Here is an 18,482-nt window from a genome sequence, read left to right on the forward strand (position 1 = left end):
TTCCGCTTGGACCGCAATGTTGGCCTTAGATACACAAACACAAAAGGACAGGCCATGAATCGTCTTTCGGAACGCAGAGATTTTGCCATCGCGGTCTGTGAAGAAGCTGGGGTGATAGCCGAGAAATACTTCTTGGACAGGAGTAATCTGGTTATCGATCAAAAAGGTGCTCAGGACTGGGTGAGCGACGCGGACAAAAACGTCGAAGCCTTCATTCGCCAAAAGATCATGGATGCTTGGCCGCAGGATGGGATATTTGGCGAAGAACACGGCGCTGCCACAGGCGAGAGCGGTTTTGACTGGGTGATTGATCCAATTGATGGAACTACGAATTTCGTCAATGGCATACCCGTATGGACGATTGTTCTGGCCGGTGTCACCGAAGGGCACACTGCGGTGGGTGTGATCCGGGATCCGAGTATGGATGAAACCTTTGTGGCAACACGCGGAGAGGGCGCGACACTGAACGGTTCACCGATACACGTGGCCTCTGGGGTTGCTCTTCGGGATGGGACGGTTTCTGTGGGGTATTCGAACCGGATCGAAACTCGCCACGTCGTGCCGGTGGTTGCAGAACTGATCGAGCGCGGTTCCATGTTTCACAGAAACGCCAGCGGTGCATTGTCATTGGCCTATGTCGCAGCCGGGCGACTTCTGGGTTATGTGGAAGAACACATGAACGCCTGGGATTGTCTGGCTGGGCAATTGTTGGTTGCAGAAGCGGGCGGTGTTGTCGAAGATCAAGACGCCGACGCGATGATCCGCGACGGTGGGCGCGTGATCGTCGGTACACCAGATGTATTTGAAAGTTTGTTGGAAATCGCAGAGAACGCTTGGGGGGCTTAACGTCTAGGCCATTGGCAACCAAGTGGAATTAGGTTGCAAAGTTGTCAGACTTGTCTGCCAATAATGGCCTTGTGACGGTTGATCGTACTGGCGGTCAATCGGAATCCCGGAAAGCTCACACCACAACAATGTCCCGACCGCACCATGTGTAACGATGGCGAGGTCTCCGGTGCCATGGGCACGAGTGATTTCCAAGACTGCCCGGTGAATGCGCCTCTGCGCGTCGGCCGCAGTTTCCCAACCGCGAAAGCTAATATCCGGCTGGGCAAAGAATGCGTCCGCGGCCGCCTCGAACTTTTCCCGTGGAAGGAAACCAGTGGTACTCCGATCATTCTCGCCAAGTTCCGGGTGGATACTTAGAGGCAACCCCAAGGGCGTGGCCAGAATCTCACCAGTGTCACGAGCCTTTCGTTCGCCGCTGGCCCAGATATGGCTGACATTGGCCATAGCTTCACTGGCGGCAAAGGATGCGGCGCGCCGGCGACCTGTCGCGTTCAGACCCCATTCCGTAATGGGGGTATCCGGATCAATAACGACCTCGGGGTGAGTGATGATCAGTAAATTCGGCATCTAGTTGGGCAGAAGTACCGGCCCTTTGCCCGCAAACCCCATCCTGATTTCGGTACCCGGTGCAAGCGGTGCATCAACATCATCGTGGACCGCAAAAACCTGACCAAATGCGCCGGTCAGTGTGTATTCCATCCGCACGCCAACATAGGTTGCCTTGGCCACTGTAGCGGCGATGCCGTCATCAGAACCAATCACAAGGCGCGAGGGTCGTACAGCGATGGTCGCGGGCCCATTGGTCAAACCCCGACGCGGCAGAGTGTGACGGTAACCTTCGATCTCGATTGTTGCAGCATCACCGTCGGTTGCAACGATCTGACAGTTGAGCAGGTTTGCCTCGCCTATGAAATCGGCAACAAACCGGTCATTCGGGGCATCATAAAGCTCGCGAGGTGTACCCATCTGAGCGATCGCGGCGTTCCGCATCACAACGATCTCGTCCGAGACGGCCAGGGCCTCTTCCTGATCGTGGGTGACATAGACAACCGTCAATCCAAGGTCTTGCTGAATGGCCCGGATATCCTCGCGCACCTGGCGTCGCAGCTTGGCATCAAGGTTGGATAGCGGCTCGTCAAACAGCAGAACCTGTGGTTCTAGAACCAGCGCTCGCGCGACGGCGACACGTTGTTGCTGACCACCCGAGAGTTCGGAGGGAAGGCGATTGTCGAACCCCTTGAGCCCTACCAATTGCAAGCCATGCAAGGCGCGACTGCGAGCCTCATCCTTGGCAAAGCCCGAGAATGTGAGGCCGTACATCACGTTCTCCAGCACGCTCATGTGGGGAAACAGCGCGTATGATTGAAACACCATTGATACGTCGCGGTCTGTTGCGGGCAGTTTGGTGACGTCCCGGTTGCCAATCATAATCTTGCCAGAGCTTGCCATCTCTAACCCGGCGATCATGCGCAACGTCGTTGTTTTCCCACAGCCTGACGGACCAAGCAGCGTGACCAGTTTTCCCGCTTCGACATGAAGGTTAATGTTATCAACAGCCACAACGTTTTTGCCGAACACTTTCGACACTTTCTCAAATAATACCGGGGCGGCCTTGGAACCGATTTTGTTGTCGGTCATGAGGGTGTCTCCGTTGTGTTCTGTGTGCGCCGACCGATCTGGACCCGACCGACGAGAATTTGCAATAAACCGACCGCTGCCAGCATCACGAAGATCAGCGTCGTCGAATACGCAATGGCGAGACCATAGTCGTTATTCTCGACCCGCCCGATGATATAGCTGGTTGCCATGTCGTATTCGGCACTGACCAGAAAAATCACAGCCGAGATCGCCGTCATCGCGCGGACAAAACTGTAAACAAGCGCGGCAAGTATCGCGGGACGTAGCAGCGGCAGAATGACACGACGAAATGTCTGCCACGAGTTTGCACCAAGGGTCAGCGAGGATTCATCGAGACTGCGGTCAAGTTGCGACATGCTGGCGATGCCCGCACGGACCCCAACCGGCATGTTGCGGAATATGAAGCTGATAACAAGGATAACGCCTGTGCCGGTTATCTCGATGGGCGGAACGTTGAAGGCAAGAATATAGCTGACACCAATCACCGTACCGGGGATTGCAAAGGACAGCATGGTCCCAAACTCGAAAGCGTTCTTTCCCGCAAAGCTTTGCCGGGTCAATAGGTAAGCCGTGACCAACCCAACCGCTGCCGTCAGAGGCGCAGCAATCGCCGCAATGGTTATGGTAGTCCAGAAGCTGTCCCACGCGGCGCCGGTCCAACGAATGCCCTCTTCTTCAAATCGAACAGAGAATGCCGTGACGTAGTGCTTTAGGGTCAGGGAGTTATTGACCCCCCAAAGCTCGACCACACTGCCGTAGATGATCATTGCATAGACAATGATCGTGAACACCGCCCAGCCAAGAGCGATTACCAGCACTGGAACAGAAAGACCCGTAGGCATCAAAGGGTGCACGCCTGCGTCGCCTTTGCCTGTTACGGTGGTATAGCTTTTCTTGCCCAGCCAAACACGCTGTGCGTAAAAGGCCGAAAGAGTAAAAAACAGCAATACCATGGCCAGAACGGCGGCCCGTCCTTGGTCATATTGCGCCCCGACGATGGCAAAGAAAATCTCGGTCGATAGAACGTCGAAATTCCCACCCAGAACAAGCGGGTTTCCGAAGTCGGCCATGCTTTCGATGAAGCCCAAAAGAAATGCATTGGCAAGACCGGGGCGCATCAGGGGCAGGGACACTGTCCTGAACGTTTGCCATCTGCTGGCGCGGAGAGTCTGGGCCGCTTCCTCCATAGATGGCGAGACGCCTTCCACCACGCCGATAAGAACGAGGAATGCAATGGGCGTGAATGCAAGGGCCTGTGCGATGAATATGCCTGGCATTCCGTACAGCCAGCGCGTTGGCTGCGTGCCGAACAGCTCGGCGACGAACCGTGTGACCGAGCCTGACAGACCAAAAAGCAGGATCAGCGCGAGGCCAATCACAAATGGCGGGGTGATGATCGGAAGAACAGTCAAAGCCCGCAGCACGCGTTTGTAGCGGAAACCCGAGCGGGTCACGACCAGTGCAAAGCACAAACCCAGGGCAGTCGTGACGAAGCCAACCAGGATGGCAAGAAACAGCGAGTTCCATGCCGCGCCGCATCTGGCACCATAAAAACACCCCAACCCCCAAAGCCGGGCATCAAAGAACTTTGAAAAGAAGACAGCAATGGAATATGCGCCATCTTCAGTGACAAAGGCAGCGAACAGCATCTTGGCGATCGGAAAAAAAACAAAGACGGTGACGATGGTAATCACACCGCCAATCGCACTAACAACAAAGACGTCACCGTTGATGGCACCTCTTGCCGCAATGCCTTGGGTCAACAGGAACAGAAAGCTTGAAGCGCAAATCATTGCGCCATAGCCCATACCGAATTGGCGATCACCAAGTTCGCCAAAATAGGCTTCCAACCAATTGAAATTGAAACCCCTGATGCCAATCCCGAATCCCTGTGCGATCAACCAGCCGAAGCCGAGCGCACCGGAAAGGATCAGAACCCGGGCATAGAGGGGGTCAGACTTGGCTCGCTTCAGCGCCAGAAGGGGTAAGGTCAGAGCGATCAACAGTGGGGCAAGCCAAAGCTTCTCACCCTGTGCGATCAGGAATGCAGCGGGGGCATAATCTTCGTCAAACGGGTAACCGTCAAAAAGCCATTCGAATGACCACAGGCCGCCGTCGACCATATACCACGGCAGCAGGCAAAACCCGACCCACCCGGCGATGACCCAAAAGATCAGAACCGGACGGGTCTTTTTTGTAATATGGTTGGCCATTTACTGCGGCAGAACCGAAACCTCTTCGTCCCATTTCTGCAACAGACGCTTTCGTTCGTCTGAGGAACCATACTTTTTGAAGTCATAGTCGATCAGCTTGATCTGACTCATGTCAGGCGCGCTTTCCGACGTTTCTGCGCTCTTATTTGATGGCACCTGAAACGCGCTGACCTGAAGAGCAAGGTTCTGCGCCTCGGGCGACAGCGCCCAGTCATAGAATTTCTTCGCCTCTTCCTCGTTGCGGGCGCCTTCAATAATGGACATCGAGCCAATTTCGTATCCCGTACCCTCACAAGGCGCGACTACCTTGATCGGGAAACCCGAAACAGCCTGCTTTACCGCATCATGCATGAAGACGATGCCAATCGTGTTCTCGCCTCGACCGGCTGCTTTGATTGGTGCAGATCCGGATTTTGTATACTGGTTGATATTCGAATGCAGGCCTTTCATGAACTCAAAACCTTCATCCTCGCCAAAGATCTGCACCATCGAGGCCAGCGTTGTGTAGGCCGTACCAGACGAGTTCGGGTTGGCCATCTGAACGTGACCCTTGTATTCAGGCTTTAGCAGGTCTTTCCAACAGGCGGGTTCGGGTAGGTTATTGGCCGCCAGCAGGTCTGCGTTATAGCCATACCCAAGTGCGCCGGAATAAATGCCGATCGTTCTGTTTCCGGCACTTTCGGCTTGGGAAATTGCCCAATCATGAAGCTGGTCGCGCATTGGCGACATGTATTCCATTGTCAGGTCCTCTTCGGCGGCCTGCAAATGCGGATCACCCGTGCCGCCCCACCAAACGTCTCCTTTCGGGTTCGAGCTTTCGGCACGAATCTGGGCAAAGGTTTCGCCTGACGACTTACGCGTCATGTTGACGTCGATGCCCGTTGCATCTTCGAAACTGCGCGCCATGAGTTGGCACCAGTCTTCCTGCGCCGAGCAATAGAGTGTCAGCTTGTCTGCCTGCGCTGCCGACACAGATGCGGCTATTGCAATCAGCGACCCGACGGCCGTGGATGTAAGTTTTTTCATTATCATTCCTCCCTTTGGTTATCGTGCACCAGTATCTTTTGTTTTGTCAGGCGCTTTCTCATCCAGCTTTTCGTAGCTTGTTAATGACAGACTGGGCGTTCTGATTGCCCGTCAGATTTCTCAGAAAACTTGACAGATCTCTTTCTTCCACCAGCTTTGCCGCTTTCCCCGGTGAAAACCAGTGACGCGTCCGTTCTTCCCGTTCTTTCCAACGCCGCTTCAGTTTTTCAACGACCATGGGATAGAGGGTAACGCGGCAGCGAACGCTATTCGCGCCCTCAAAGCGCTTGTCGTAGAAAAATTGGCCAATCGGCTGTTTCGAGATTGCCCCGACTGCACCTGCTTCTTCCAGAGCTTCAATTTCGGCGGCATGCCAAGGTTTCTTTCCTTCCATCAACCAACCTTTTGGGATGACCCACCGCCCAGTATCGCGCGAAGTCACCATCAGAACGCGTAGTTTTCCATCCCTGTCCCAGCGCATCGGAAGTGCTGCAATCTGGTCTGTTATGTTGCCGTCGCTCATGCTGCCCTCAATGACACGGTATCAATAGCGCACCCAGAATAACCTTCAGTCGTTAACGGTGGTTCTTGGGTTTTCACTATGAAACGGTTCAATTCACACATTCTTGCCTTGCGCTTTGGACTCTTCCGAATTGTCACAACCTACTGAGGGTTATGCAACAAAAATTATTGCATTATGCCCGAAATCCCACAAAAGTGGGGTTTGAAACCTGATTGGGTTGTTGGATGTCCAAAACGAAAATACGTGCCAAAACGATTGAAAAGGGACGGGGTAGGGTAAAGAAATCCGACCGGCGCCAGCAAATACTGCTGGAGTTGAAGCTTCGCCCGCACGTTCGCATCAATGAATTGGCCCAGCGTTTCAACGTCTCTAACGAGACGGTGCGCAGGGATTTTGACGCCCTGTCGAATGACGGCCTGATCGCACGCGCGCACGGAGGGGCATCTGCCCCGGCACAAGGGCATTATCCAGGTCTGGACGAGCGGGCCAACGCGCGAATTGAGGAGCGCGAACGCATAGGAATCAGCGCGGCGGGGCTGGTGCGCGATGGTGAAACGGTCATGATCGATTCCGGTTCGACCACAATCGAGATGGCCCGTGCATTGGCTTACCTCGGCACTCCTTGCACAGTGATTACAAATTCTATTCCGGTGGCAATGACCCTCGGCCATGGGGCTGCCGAGGTTCTGCTTTGTCCAGGAGAATATCTGGCAACCGAATCTGCGACGATTGGAACCGAAACGCTGGAATTCCTGTCTCGGTTCAATGTCGACAGATGCATGATCGGCTCGTCAGGTTTTTCGGTCGAAGGCCCTTCAGAAACCGTGCGCGGCTTTGCGGCTGTCAAAAGAATGATGCTGACGCGCGCAGCAAATCGACATCTTTTAATCGATTCAGGGAAATTTGGTCGTAAAGGCCTGTCTCAGGTCGGAGACCTGACCAAACTGGATTCAATAGTTTCCGACACGAAACCAACAGGAGAGTTGCTTAACGCGATCAACGGTGCCGAGGTTGATGTTCTCGTCGCCCCGTAAACACTGAAATGAATGACGAACAGCGGACTGCAAAATGACCGCGCATGACTGGGAGGAAAACATGAAGATAGACATCAGATTATTGGTTGGGGCATCGGCAATTGCGCTCATGTCGCTTTCCGGGACAGCTTCGGCGCAAGATTGCCCGAGGGGTGATCTGGACGAGCGGTTTTGCGACGTCGATGGGGATTTGATTGCGGATATCCCCACAGATTCTTCCCAGCTAATTGATCCTGACACCCTGATTTTTGCCTATACACCGGTCGAAGACCCAGCCGTATACAAAACCGCGTGGTCTGACTTTCTAGAGCATCTGAAGGCTGAGACAGGCAAGGACGTGGTCTTTTTTCCGGTCCAAAACAACGCTGCCCAGATCGAGGCGATGCGGTCGGGACGCCTGCATATTGCGGGCTTCAACACCGGGTCCAACCCACTGGCAGTAAACTGTGCCGGGTTCCGACCGTTTACGATTATGGCCTCAAAAGACGGTAACTTCGGTTATGAAATGGAGATCATCACCTACCCAGGCTCGGGCATCGAAAAGGTTGAGGATATCAAAGGTAAGCAACTTGCCTTCACGTCACCCACGTCCAACTCGGGCTTCAAAGCACCGTCGGCGATCCTGAAAAGTGACTTTGATCTTCTGCCCGATCGCGACTTCGAACCCGTCTATTCGGGAAAGCACGACAACTCGATCCTTGGTGTGGCGAACAAGGACTATCCAGCGGCATCGATTGCAAATTCGGTAAAGGCACGGATGATTTTGCGGGATGTGATCAAGGAGGAAGATGTTGTTACGATTTACAAATCGCAGACCTTTCCAACCACCGGATTTGGCACTGTCTACAACCTGACGCCCGAATTGCAGGAGAAAATCCGCAATGCTTTCTTCAACTTCGAGTGGGAAGGGACGACGCTTGAAGCAGAGTTTTCCAAGTCGAACGAGGGCCAATTTCTTGAGATGACTTACCAGGAATTCTGGGACGTCATTCGCAAAATTGACGCGGCAAACGGCGTCTCCTACGCCTGCCAATAAGCCTTGCTTAATCAGGCGGGCCTGAAAAGGCCCGCTATCCACCCTAATCGGGGGCATTTTATGCTGCGTCTTCAAAAGCTGACGAAAACCTACAAGACCGGAGATCAGGCACTGAAGGCCATCGATCTTGAGGTGCCCAAAGGGCAGGTGCTTGCACTGATCGGGCCCTCGGGTGCGGGAAAATCGACGATGATCCGCTGCATCAACCGTTTGGTTGAGCCTACAAGCGGCGGTGTTCTTCTGGATGACATGAACCTGACCAAACTCGGGTCGGGTGCGTTGCGGAAAGCACGCCGCGAAATGGGTATGATCTTTCAGGAATATGCTCTGGTTGAACGCCTCACCGTGATGGAAAACGTATTGTCCGGTCGGTTGGGGTATGTCGGATTCTGGCGCAGTTTTCTACGGCGGTATCCGCAGTCGGATGTGGACGAGGCTTTCCGCCTGCTGGACCGGGTGGGGCTGTTGCATATGGCTGACAAACGCGCGGACGAGTTGTCGGGTGGTCAACGCCAAAGGGTCGGCATCTGCCGCGCCCTGATCCAGGACCCAAAGTTGTTGCTGGTCGATGAACCGACCGCGTCGCTGGATCCGAAGACCAGTCGTCAGATCATGCGGCTGATCACCGAGCTGTGTCAGGAGCGCGGGCTGGCAGCCATCATCAACATCCATGACGTGGCACTAGCCCAGATGTTCGTTCCCCGTGTCGTGGGCCTCCGCTTCGGCGAAATCGTGTTTGATGGTCTTCCAACAGGGCTCACCCCGGAAAAGCTGACCGAGATTTACGGCGAGGAAGACTGGGAAGCGACCATCGAAAAAGTGGATGAGGACGAAGATGTCGAGGCCGCAGAATGAGCCATCGAGAACTTGACGACATGCTGGGAAAAGGTTGGCGCAAACCGGCCTTTATCAAAAACACGTTGCTGCGCAGGGCATTGATACTTGGGTTCTTCGCCTACCTGATTGCGGCTTTCATGACCATCGATGTTGATTGGGGCAGGGTCTATGAGGGACTGGACAGGGGATGGGCGTTCGTCCTTGCCTTTACCAGCCCGGATTTCATTTCACGGTGGTCGGATATCTGGGCCGGTCTTCTGGAAAGCATTGTGATGACCGTGGCCGCTTCGGTTGTCGGTATCCTGATTTCGATCCCGATAGGATTGGGGGCTGCACGTAATATCGCCCCGTTGCCAATTTACATAATGTGCCGCGGCATTGTTGCGTTAAGCCGGGCATTGCAGGAAATTATCGTTGCCATTTTGCTTGTGGCCATCTTTGGCTTTGGCCCGCTGGCAGGATTTTTGACGCTGTCTTTCGCAACCATTGGGTTTCTTTCCAAGCTTTTGGCCGAAGATATCGAGGCGATGGACAAAGTTCAGGCTGAGGCGATTCAGGCCTCTGGTGCACGATGGCTGCAATGGATCAACTACGGGGTTCAGCCTCAGATCATGCCTAGGCTTGTGGGTCTTTCCATGTACCGGATCGACATCAATTTCCGGGAAAGCGCTATTCTCGGGCTGGTGGGGGCAGGCGGCATTGGCGCGACACTTAACACCGCGTTTGATCGATATGAATATGATACGGCTGCCGCCATTCTGATCCTTATCATCGGGATCGTCATGGCCCTTGAATACCTTTCGGGAATTATCCGCGCGAGGGTTCAGTAATGCCGGTTCTTGAACGCGACGATACACAAATCTGGCGCAGGCGGACGACGCGCCAAAGCCTGGTTCGCTGGTTTGGCTGGCTTCTGGGAGTAGCGGTTTTTGTCTACTGTTGGCAGCTCATTTCGGAATCGACAACCTGGTTTTTCGTCTGGGACGCACCCCGTATCGCCAACGATATCTGGACCCGCGCAACACCTCCGAAATGGGATTATATTACCCAGCTGGGTCGCCCGATCTGGGATACACTGAACATCGCTACACTGGGCACGATCATCGCTCTGTGCATGGCCGTGCCGGTTGCCTTTTTGGCGGCCCGCAATACTACCCCGTCGGCGTTGTTCATCCGCCCCATTGCCTTGTTGGTCATTGTCTCGACCCGCTCAATCAACTCGCTGATCTGGGCGCTTCTATTGATCGCTATCATCGGACCGGGCGTGTTCGCCGGTGTCATAGCAATCGCCATTCGTTCAATCGGGTTTTGCGCCAAACTTCTTTATGAAGCGATTGAAGAGATTGACCACGGTCAGGTCGAGGCGATCACAGCCACCGGTGCTTCGCGGTGGCAAGTCATGGCATATGGGATCGTTCCGCAAATCCTGCCAGCTTTTGCCGGAATTGCGGTCTTTCGTTGGGATATCAATATTCGCGAGTCTACAGTGCTTGGTCTGGTTGGTGCCGGTGGCATCGGGTTGCAGCTCTCGGCCTCGCTTAATGTTCTGGCGTGGCCGCAAGTCAGCCTCATCCTGATTGTAATTCTTTTTGCGGTCATGATCAGCGAATGGGTTTCGGCAAAAGTACGAGGAGCGATCATTTGACCGGATTCTCAGCGCAGGAGGCTTTTAAGGCATACGAAGCCGTCCGGCACCGCCTTCCAGATATTGAACCGAACGACGTGAGCTATCGTCGTATCGAGACCCTTTCCGAAATTATTGATGAGTTTGACGTATTTCTTCTGGATGCGTTCGGGGTTCTCAATATCGGAGAAACAGCAATCCCCGAAACGCCTGAACGGATCAAGTCACTGACGGATGCGGGCAAACGTGTCCTGGTGGTTTCGAATGCCGCAGGGTTTCCTCATGCCACGCTGTTGGAGAAATACACCAGGCTGGGATATGACTTCGCGCCGCAGGATGTGATTACCAGTCGGGCTACGTTGCTGTCCGGGCTGAATGGCCGACGTGGGCTGCACTGGGGTTTGATGGCGACACCCAGCGCCGGTCTTCGCGACTTGGAACGTTTGAAATTAACCTATCTGGAAGATGACCCGCAGCCCTACGAAACCGTTGATGGTTTTCTGATGATCGGGTCAGCCGCCTGGACTGAAGCCCGACAAGCGATGTTGGAGGCGGCATTGTTAAGCCGACCCCGTCCAGTATTGGTGGGCAACCCGGACATCGTTGCCCCACGCGAGTACGGCTTTTCCAAAGAGCCCGGTCTTTTCGCGCACCGTTTGGCCGACCGAACGGGTGTAGCCCCGCAGTTTTATGGAAAGCCTTTCGGCAATATCTATGATCTTGCCTTTCAGCGACTTGGGCCCGTCGACAAATCCCGCGTTCTGATGGTAGGTGACAGTCTGCATACTGACATTCTGGGCGCGCGTCATGCCGGAGTGGCTTCCGCACTTGTCTCGGATTTTGGGTTCTTCGCCGGGCATGATGTCGAGGAAGCGATCAAACAAGCAGCGATCGTGCCGGACTTTGTCGTGACCCGACCTTAGGATTTTGAAGTAAAGCGTATTTTTGGCAGAGCGAACGGGCAGCGTTGACTTGCAGAAGGCGCGCGTAACAATGATTATGTTGTTTTTTACGGGGATGTATCCAGTTGGCAATTTTCGCTAAACGGCAAATTCTCACAGTCTCGGAACCTCGAATCCGGTTCTTCCGCATCCTAACAATCTCGAACTCAATATTAAGGGTCACTTTCGAGAATTTAAACTTTCTCAGGCTGGAAAAACCGATGTTTTCTTGACTGTTCCATAAACAAAGCTGGTGTCGATCGAAGCTATTCCGCCGATCGGGTGAATTCGGTTTCGAATAAAGTCTTCGTATGCTTCGAGGTCCGATACCAATACCCGCAACTGGTAATCCATTGCGCCGGTCAGCACATGGCATTCTAAAACTTCATCGATCATTCGAACGCGTTTTTCGAATTTCTGCACATCTGTTTCATTGTGCCGCTCAAGCCGGATGCGGACAAAGACAGTTATCGCCATCCCGTATGCAGCAGCGTCCACATCGGCACTGTATCCCTTGATGACACCGCTGGCCTCAAGGTTTTTGACCCGTCGCAGACACGGCGAAGGAGACAGATTGACCTCATCAGCAAGATTCTGGTTCGTCATACGCCCGTCCCGCTGCAATGCTCGAATGATCTGCCTGTCTTTGGCGTCCATTTTCTCTCCTGTTTTAGCATAATATGCCAATATTCACCATTAACTTGGCATTATTTGCAACCCATTGCTCAAAGTAAAGGCGCAAAGTGGTAACAACTTAGATCAGGAGCTCACCGTGACCCACACAACCGGATTTGCCACTCGCGCCATTCATCATGCCTACAACCCATCTGAAAACGATGGTGCGCTGACCCCGCCCCTCCACTTGACCTCAACCTTCTCCTTCGAAACCGCAGAGGCCGGCGGTGAAATGTTTTCTGGCGAGCGCGCAGGTCATATCTATAGTCGGATATCGAACCCTACTTGTGACCTTCTTGAAAAGCGTATTGCCGTGCTGGAAGGTGCCGAGGCTGGACTTGCACTGTCCAGCGGGATGGGTGCAATTACCGCCGTACTTTGGACCCTGCTGTCGCCAGGTGACGAAGTCATTGTCGACAAGACGCTCTACGGCTGCACATTCGCTTTCATGCGCCACGGTCTGGCAAAATGGGGTGTCACTATTACCCATGTCGACATGACGGACCCTGCGAACCTGAAAGCCGCTGTTTCCGAAAAAACCCGCGTCGTCTATTTTGAAACCCCAGCCAATCCAAACATGCGCTTGGTGGATATCGCTGTCAGTTCAGAGATTGCACATTCTGTCGGTGCACAGGTTGTGGTCGACAATACATATGCCAGCCCATATCTGACCCGCCCGATCGAGCACGGCGCGGATATCGTCCTGCACTCCGCCACCAAATATCTGGGCGGGCATGGCGATGTGGTCGCGGGTCTTGTGGTCGGAACCGCCGAGCAGATTTCTGAGATCCGGCTTGTCGGCATGAAGGACATGACAGGCGCAGTGATGGCACCTTTCAACGCAATGCTGATCCTGCGTGGACTGAAGACACTGAACCTGCGACTGGATCGCCACTGTGCGTCCGCCAAGGTTGTCGCCGATTACCTTCAGGCACACCCGGCCGTCAGTGAGGTTTATTTCCCGGGGCTTGAGAGTTTTGGCCAGCACGATGTCGCACAACGCCAGATGTCGCAGCCCGGCGCCATGATCGCCTTTGAAATCAAGTCTGGCCTGTCCGGTGGCATCGAGTTCATGAACCGCCTGAACATGATCCAGCGCGCCGTGTCCTTGGGGGACGCAGAAACCCTGATCCAGCACCCGGCATCCATGACTCATTCGACTTATACTGCGGATGAACGGGCAGAACATGGGATCAGCGACGGTCTGATCCGTCTTTCCGTCGGGCTGGAAGACGTTGATGATATCCTTGCAGATTTAGAGCAAGCTTTGCCCTACCCTGCCCGCAGTGCCGCCTGAGTCTCGGAGACCACCATGCCATATGATCCCAACCAGTTGAAAACCGTTGAACAGCGTCTGCTGTGGTTGTCGCATTGGATGATCCACCATGCCAATCATATCCGGCCCAAGGTTGATGGGATAAAGGTCGGTGGTCACCAAGCGTCGTCCGCGTCGATGGTTTCGATCATGACTGCGCTATACTTTTCGGCTTTGCGTCCGGAAGATCGGGTTGCGGTCAAACCGCATGCGTCACCGGTTTTCCACGCGATGCAGTACCTCATGGGCAACCAGACCCGCGAAAAGATGGTAAACTTTCGCGGGTTTGGCGGCGTGCAAAGTTATCCCAGCCGGACAAAGGATATCGATGATGTCGACTTCTCGACAGGTTCGGTAGGTTTGGGTGTCGCGATCACCTCGTTTGCTTCGATCATTCAGGACTATGTCAAGGCCAAAAACTGGGGGGCAGATGCCCCGATGGGGCGCATGGTGGCGCTTGTAGGCGACGCTGAACTGGATGAAGGCAACGTATACGAAGCATTGCAGGAAGGCTGGAAAAACGGCCTGCGCAACACGTGGTGGATTATCGACTACAATCGGCAGTCGCTTGACGGCATCGTTCGTGAAGGATTGTTCGAACGGATCGAAAAAATCTTTGATGCCTTCGGATGGGATGTTGTGCGCGTGAAGCACGGCGTGTTGCAGCGCGCGGCCTTCAAAGAACCTGGCGGCGATCGGCTGCGAGACTGGATTGATGCCTGCTCGAACCAGGAATACTCGGCCCTGACGTTCATGGGTGGCGAGGTTTGGCGAAAGCGCCTCATGGACGATCTTGGCGATCAGGGTGATGTGACGGCGCTGATCGAACGGCGCACAGATGCCGAACTCGCTGCATTGATGGAAAACCTCGGCGGCAACTGCGTTGAGACCATGGCCCAAACTTTTGCCGCCATCGAACATGACCGCCCAACCTGTTTCCTTGCATATACCGTAAAGGGATGGGGCACGCCAATTGCGGGCCACAAGGACAACCACGGCGGGCTGATGAACAACAGCCAGTTCGCCGCGTGGCAAGAACATATGGGCGTGCCCGCCGGCGAGGAATGGGAACCGCTTGCGGCAGTGCAGGACCCGGAGGCGCTGAAAGACTTTCTGTCGAAAGTTCCCTTCTTTGCCAAAGGTCCGCGACGCTATTTCGATGGCAAGCTGGATGTTCCAGCGATTGACATCGAAACAAGCCGCGAAATTTCAACCCAAATGGCTTTCGGCAAGATTTTGGACGACTTGTCGAAAGGCGACAGCCAATTGGCCGAGCGCATCCTGACGACGTCTCCTGATGTCACTGGTACAACAAACCTTGGCCCGTGGGTTAATCGGCGCAAACTGTTTGCCAGATCCGAGCAAGCCGACGCTTTTATTGAACATCGTATCCCCTCGACGGCAAAATGGGAATTTACTCCCGAAGGGCAACATATCGAGCTTGGTATTGCCGAGATGAACCTCATGTTGCTTTTGGGCGCTGCGGGCCTTTCGCATTCCCTGTTCGGCAAGCGGCTTATCCCGATCGGTACTGTGTATGACCCCTTTGTCAGCCGTGGCCTCGATGCGCTCAATTATGCTTGTTATCAGGATGCGCGCTTTATGCTGGTCGGCACGCCTTCGGGCATAACTCTGGCCCCAGAAGGCGGCGCGCATCAATCCATTGGCACACCTTTGATCGGGATGAGCCAGGACGGACTGGCGGCCTTTGAGCCAGCCTTTGCTGATGAACTGGCTGTGATCATGGAGTGGGCCTTTGACTACCTGCAGCGTGATGGCGAAGGGCAACCGGACGAACGCACCTGGCTGCGTGACGAAACAGGCGGTTCGGTTTATCTGCGCTTGACGACAAACCCGATTGAACAGCCTGGCAAACGCGTGGACGATGAGTTCCGTCAAGGTGCTATTGATGGCGCATACTGGTTGCGAAAACCGGGGCCGAATTGCGAGGTCGTAATCGCCTATCAGGGGGCCGTTGCACCCGAAGCGATCAAAGCCGCTGGCGTGATGGGCGAAGGACGCAAAGACATTGGAGTGCTGGCGGTGACTTCGGCAGACCGGCTAAACGCTGGGTGGACGGCAGCGCAACGGGCGCGTTCGCGCGGCAATCAGGCGGCTCGGTCCCACATCGAAACTTTGATGTCCGGTCTGCCGTGCCACTGCAAGCTGGTTACCGTGATCGACGGACACCCCGCGACATTGTCTTGGCTGGGTGCCGTACAGGGACATCAGACCATCCCATTGGGGGTCGAACATTTTGGTCAGACAGGGACAATCGGCGACCTCCATCGGCACCATTGCATTGACGCGGACGCTATCCTGGAGAAGGTGAATGGTCTGACCCATGGCAAGGCTTTGCTTCGCACATGAGCGGCGGTGTTGGACGTCACAGCCAGGGCCTTACCCTCAGGGTAATTGGGCCCTTTGTGCAGGCGCGCGCTTGGGTTCGAAACCCCGAACGAAAGGCACCTTGTTCGAACCAAACTTTTGGGATCTGAGAAGAATTACGACTCGGGACTAAAGAAAAGATCCGCGCGCCTTTGCTTCTGTCACTAAAGGTGCTCAAAACTGTCGTTGGTATGGACCGCCAGGAAAATCAATTTTGCGTGTATTAAGTCGGCCTATGCACGCTATCCGACCGGTTTTTTGGAAATATTCTTATTCATGTATGCGCTTAATAAAAATGGGTCTGTTCCTCTAGAATGTAACTCTTGAATAGCCGTTGATAATGTAGTTTGCAGGAGACACTCCAGTACGCGTTTGCCCCAAAAAGAACACTTTGTTCGAGCAGTTTCAGCGCAATCAATAACACCTAATTTCTAAGACAGAAAATGGCCACCGTTACAACAATCCCCAGACCGTCCGTAAGTTCTCCGCTCAGCTCTATCCAGGGCACCTATGCATATGGTGACGGGAATCCGTCGACCACGACGGTGATTTCCTACAGTTTCGGGCACTTCTCTGATACGCAGGCTTGGTCATCAGAGCATAAGGCGGAGTTCCGTGCGGCGCTGGCCGCAATAGAAGCCGTTGCAAACATTACTTTTGTCGAAGTCACCTCCGGTTCCGCTGACTTGGTTGAGGTTCTCGCGCCTTCCTCATTCTTTGAAAACCCGCGAACTCTCGGATTTCATTATTCGCCATCGAGCGGGACATCCTATGGCGCGTTCAACACGTCATACTGGACTGCTTCTTTCAACGGAAACGGTGATCCGGGCGGGTATTTCTTTACTACTTTGGTCCATGAATTAGGTCACGCCCTTGGGTTGGGGCATCCTCATGACACCGGATTGGGTACAACCGTGTTGAGCGGTGTAACGTCGCCATTCGACTCGTTTGGGGCGGCGGGCCTCAATCAGGGTGTCTACACTGTGATGTCGTATAACGATGGATGGACTTCACAAAACGGGGGGCTACACTTTAACGCAACGTACGGTGGTTCAACGGGGCTTGGGGCTTTGGATATTGCCGCGTTGCAGGCCATGTATGGGGCGAATACTTCATATAATTCCGGGGGCAATACCTACACACTTCCCTCTGCGAACGTCGCAGGAACTGGTTATCAGGCCATTTGGGATACTGGCGGGATTGACACAATACAACATGTTGGCAGTTCGAACGCACACATAGATCTCCGGGCCGCCACATTGGACTATTCCGTCACCGGAGGTGGGCTGATTTCGCATGCGGCTGGAATAAAAGGTGGTTTCACAATCGCGCATGGTGTTGTGATTGAAAACGCGTCTGGCGGATCGGGTGCTGATACTATTGTCGGCAATACCGCTCAGAACGTCTTGCGCGGGAACGACGGAAACGACACCATTCACTCGCTGTCCAACGGAAGCAACAACAACACCATCTATGGCGGCCAAGGCGACGATATCATCTTTGTGGCCCAAGGTACTGGTGCTGACCAGGTCTTTGGGGACCAGGGCAATGATCTGGCTGTTGTGCGGAGCAACGCAGGTACGTTTTCGGGTGGAACCGGCACCGACACTGTCAGATTCGTTAGCGCTATAAGCAACTATTTATTCTTTGAAAACGGTGTCTTGTACGAATTTCTGGATGTAGTCACACGCACAACATTCACGATTGCAAACGACGTAGAGTTGGTCCAGTTTCTTGACGGGCTACAGCAGTATGCCCGGTCGAATATCAAGTCTGCAATGCAGCTTTCAGATATCGATACTCAGGGAACAACGCTACAACATGCCAGCCAAGGGCTTTATGTGCTGGATGGCGGCAGTGCGAACATTGCTTTGATTTACGGTGGCCAGTCTATTGGGCAAAACTCGCTTGCAGGCTGGCAGGCACTTCAGGCCGAAGCGTCGGGCGGTGGCTACAAGGTGTTGTGGCTGAACACCAACGGGTCATATGCCGAATGGACCACGGATGCTTCGGGGCAATACCAAAGCGGCGTTACCATCGCCAATGTTGTCGATGTCGAAGTTTTCTATGGTGTTGATCTGAACAATGACGGCCACACCGGCCACGTCACAACCAACATCGAGAGCAGCGGATCGGTAACACTCGCGTCGTCAACCCGCGGCGAGTATCTGATCAACGGTACCATCGGCTTGTCGTATAATGGTAATGCAATTGGGCCAGACAGCCTGCCGGGCTGGCAGGCGCTTCAGGCCGAAGCGTCGGGCGGTGGCTACAAGGTTCTGTGGCTGAACGCCAACGGGTCATATGCCGAATGGACCACGGATGCTTCGGGGCAATACCAAAGCGGCGTTACCATCGCCAATGTTGTCGATGTCGAAGTTTT

16 protein-coding genes are annotated in these 18,482 nt (G+C 54.2%); 10 read left to right on the plus strand and 6 right to left on the minus strand.

Annotation, left to right across the window (positions count from 1 at the left end; all coding sequences use genetic code 11):
• Positions 1-54: 54 nt before the first annotated feature.
• Complete coding sequence (locus ACR0J7_RS11545; RefSeq protein ID WP_480910887.1) at positions 55-846, plus strand: inositol monophosphatase family protein; 792 nt, start codon at positions 55-57, stop codon at positions 844-846.
• Positions 847-849: 3 nt separating this feature from the next.
• On the opposite strand, the gene ACR0J7_RS11550 is transcribed toward ACR0J7_RS11545, so the two are convergent.
• Genes ACR0J7_RS11550 through ACR0J7_RS11570 form a run of 5 tightly spaced genes read right to left on the minus strand, consistent with a single transcriptional unit; the run spans position 850 to position 6,249 of the window.
• Positions 850-1,416 (minus strand): histidine phosphatase family protein, encoded by a 567-nt coding sequence (locus tag ACR0J7_RS11550; protein ID WP_480559896.1) that lies wholly within the window; start codon positions 1,414-1,416, stop codon positions 850-852.
• Positions 1,417-2,487, minus strand: a complete 1,071-nt coding sequence (locus ACR0J7_RS11555; protein ID WP_480914353.1) for an ABC transporter ATP-binding protein — start codon at positions 2,485-2,487, stop codon at positions 1,417-1,419.
• Complete coding sequence (locus ACR0J7_RS11560; protein ID WP_480899984.1) at positions 2,484-4,700, minus strand: ABC transporter permease; 2,217 nt, start codon at positions 4,698-4,700, stop codon at positions 2,484-2,486. Before ACR0J7_RS11560 ends, ACR0J7_RS11555 begins: the two co-directional genes overlap by 4 nt.
• Positions 4,701-5,726: an ABC transporter substrate-binding protein gene (locus tag ACR0J7_RS11565; RefSeq protein WP_480539136.1), complete on the minus strand. Its 1,026-nt coding sequence runs from the start codon at positions 5,724-5,726 to the stop codon at positions 4,701-4,703.
• Positions 5,727-5,784: 58 nt separating this feature from the next.
• Entirely contained in the window at positions 5,785-6,249 is a 465-nt protein-coding gene (locus tag ACR0J7_RS11570; RefSeq protein WP_480483728.1) for an NUDIX hydrolase, read from the minus strand.
• A 224-nt stretch (positions 6,250-6,473) separates the two neighbouring features.
• Between ACR0J7_RS11570 and ACR0J7_RS11575 the strand changes: the two genes are divergently transcribed.
• The 6 genes from ACR0J7_RS11575 (at position 6,474) to ACR0J7_RS11600 (ending at position 11,703) form a co-directional block, all read left to right on the plus strand.
• The gene (locus tag ACR0J7_RS11575; RefSeq protein WP_480487502.1) at positions 6,474-7,283 is read left to right on the plus strand and encodes a DeoR/GlpR family DNA-binding transcription regulator; all 810 of its coding nucleotides are present in this window, start codon (positions 6,474-6,476) and stop codon (positions 7,281-7,283) included.
• A gap of 61 nt (positions 7,284-7,344) precedes the next feature.
• A complete protein-coding gene (phnD, locus tag ACR0J7_RS11580) occupies positions 7,345-8,319 on the plus strand; it encodes a phosphate/phosphite/phosphonate ABC transporter substrate-binding protein (protein WP_480483730.1) in 975 nt (324 codons plus the stop codon).
• A 60-nt stretch (positions 8,320-8,379) separates the two neighbouring features.
• Positions 8,380-9,174: a phosphonate ABC transporter ATP-binding protein gene (phnC, locus tag ACR0J7_RS11585; protein ID WP_480605757.1), complete on the plus strand. Its 795-nt coding sequence runs from the start codon at positions 8,380-8,382 to the stop codon at positions 9,172-9,174.
• Entirely contained in the window at positions 9,171-9,986 is an 816-nt protein-coding gene (gene phnE, locus ACR0J7_RS11590) for a phosphonate ABC transporter, permease protein PhnE (protein ID WP_209507091.1), read from the plus strand. The genes phnC and phnE (ACR0J7_RS11590) overlap by 4 nt, the downstream gene beginning before the upstream one ends.
• Complete coding sequence (gene phnE, locus ACR0J7_RS11595; protein WP_480899989.1) at positions 9,986-10,801, plus strand: phosphonate ABC transporter, permease protein PhnE; 816 nt, start codon at positions 9,986-9,988, stop codon at positions 10,799-10,801. Before phnE (ACR0J7_RS11590) ends, phnE (ACR0J7_RS11595) begins: the two co-directional genes overlap by 1 nt.
• The gene (locus ACR0J7_RS11600; protein WP_480773685.1) at positions 10,765-11,703 is read left to right on the plus strand and encodes an HAD-IIA family hydrolase; all 939 of its coding nucleotides are present in this window, start codon (positions 10,765-10,767) and stop codon (positions 11,701-11,703) included. The genes phnE (ACR0J7_RS11595) and ACR0J7_RS11600 overlap by 37 nt, the downstream gene beginning before the upstream one ends.
• 222 nt (positions 11,704-11,925) lie before the next feature.
• Here ACR0J7_RS11600 and ACR0J7_RS11605 read toward each other — a convergent pair whose 3' ends face one another.
• Entirely contained in the window at positions 11,926-12,378 is a 453-nt protein-coding gene (locus ACR0J7_RS11605) for an Lrp/AsnC family transcriptional regulator (RefSeq protein WP_480483733.1), read from the minus strand.
• 115 nt (positions 12,379-12,493) lie between these two features.
• Here ACR0J7_RS11605 and ACR0J7_RS11610 point away from each other — a divergent pair, with 115 nt between their 5' ends.
• The 3 genes from ACR0J7_RS11610 to ACR0J7_RS11620 all read left to right on the plus strand — a co-directional run.
• Positions 12,494-13,693, plus strand: a complete 1,200-nt coding sequence (locus ACR0J7_RS11610; protein WP_480914355.1) for a methionine gamma-lyase — start codon at positions 12,494-12,496, stop codon at positions 13,691-13,693.
• 15 nt (positions 13,694-13,708) lie between these two features.
• A complete protein-coding gene (locus ACR0J7_RS11615; RefSeq protein ID WP_480899996.1) occupies positions 13,709-16,081 on the plus strand; it encodes a 1-deoxy-D-xylulose-5-phosphate synthase N-terminal domain-containing protein in 2,373 nt (790 codons plus the stop codon).
• Positions 16,082-16,542: 461 nt separating this feature from the next.
• The coding region (locus ACR0J7_RS11620) for a M10 family metallopeptidase C-terminal domain-containing protein (RefSeq protein WP_480914357.1) at positions 16,543-18,482 on the plus strand (1,940 nt) is incomplete at its 3' end.

Source organism: Ruegeria sp. O4 (genome assembly GCF_056535125.1).

Bases quoted from the DNA above. Each gene is read 5' to 3' on its own strand.
- ACR0J7_RS11545 (WP_480910887.1), top strand. From the start codon at position 55: ATGAATCGTCTTTCGGAACGCAGAGATTTTGCCATCGCGGTCTGTGAA.
- ACR0J7_RS11550 (WP_480559896.1), bottom strand. From the start codon at position 1,416: ATGCCGAATTTACTGATCATCACTCACCCCGAGGTCGTTATTGATCCG.
- ACR0J7_RS11555 (WP_480914353.1), bottom strand. From the start codon at position 2,487: ATGACCGACAACAAAATCGGTTCCAAGGCCGCCCCGGTATTATTTGAG.
- ACR0J7_RS11560 (WP_480899984.1), bottom strand. From the start codon at position 4,700: ATGGCCAACCATATTACAAAAAAGACCCGTCCGGTTCTGATCTTTTGG.
- ACR0J7_RS11565 (WP_480539136.1), bottom strand. From the start codon at position 5,726: ATGAAAAAACTTACATCCACGGCCGTCGGGTCGCTGATTGCAATAGCC.
- ACR0J7_RS11570 (WP_480483728.1), bottom strand. From the start codon at position 6,249: ATGAGCGACGGCAACATAACAGACCAGATTGCAGCACTTCCGATGCGC.
- ACR0J7_RS11575 (WP_480487502.1), top strand. From the start codon at position 6,474: ATGTCCAAAACGAAAATACGTGCCAAAACGATTGAAAAGGGACGGGGT.
- phnD (WP_480483730.1), top strand. From the start codon at position 7,345: ATGAAGATAGACATCAGATTATTGGTTGGGGCATCGGCAATTGCGCTC.
- phnC (WP_480605757.1), top strand. From the start codon at position 8,380: ATGCTGCGTCTTCAAAAGCTGACGAAAACCTACAAGACCGGAGATCAG.
- phnE (WP_209507091.1), top strand. From the start codon at position 9,171: ATGAGCCATCGAGAACTTGACGACATGCTGGGAAAAGGTTGGCGCAAA.
- phnE (WP_480899989.1), top strand. From the start codon at position 9,986: ATGCCGGTTCTTGAACGCGACGATACACAAATCTGGCGCAGGCGGACG.
- ACR0J7_RS11600 (WP_480773685.1), top strand. From the start codon at position 10,765: ATGGGTTTCGGCAAAAGTACGAGGAGCGATCATTTGACCGGATTCTCA.
- ACR0J7_RS11605 (WP_480483733.1), bottom strand. From the start codon at position 12,378: ATGGACGCCAAAGACAGGCAGATCATTCGAGCATTGCAGCGGGACGGG.
- ACR0J7_RS11615 (WP_480899996.1), top strand. From the start codon at position 13,709: ATGCCATATGATCCCAACCAGTTGAAAACCGTTGAACAGCGTCTGCTG.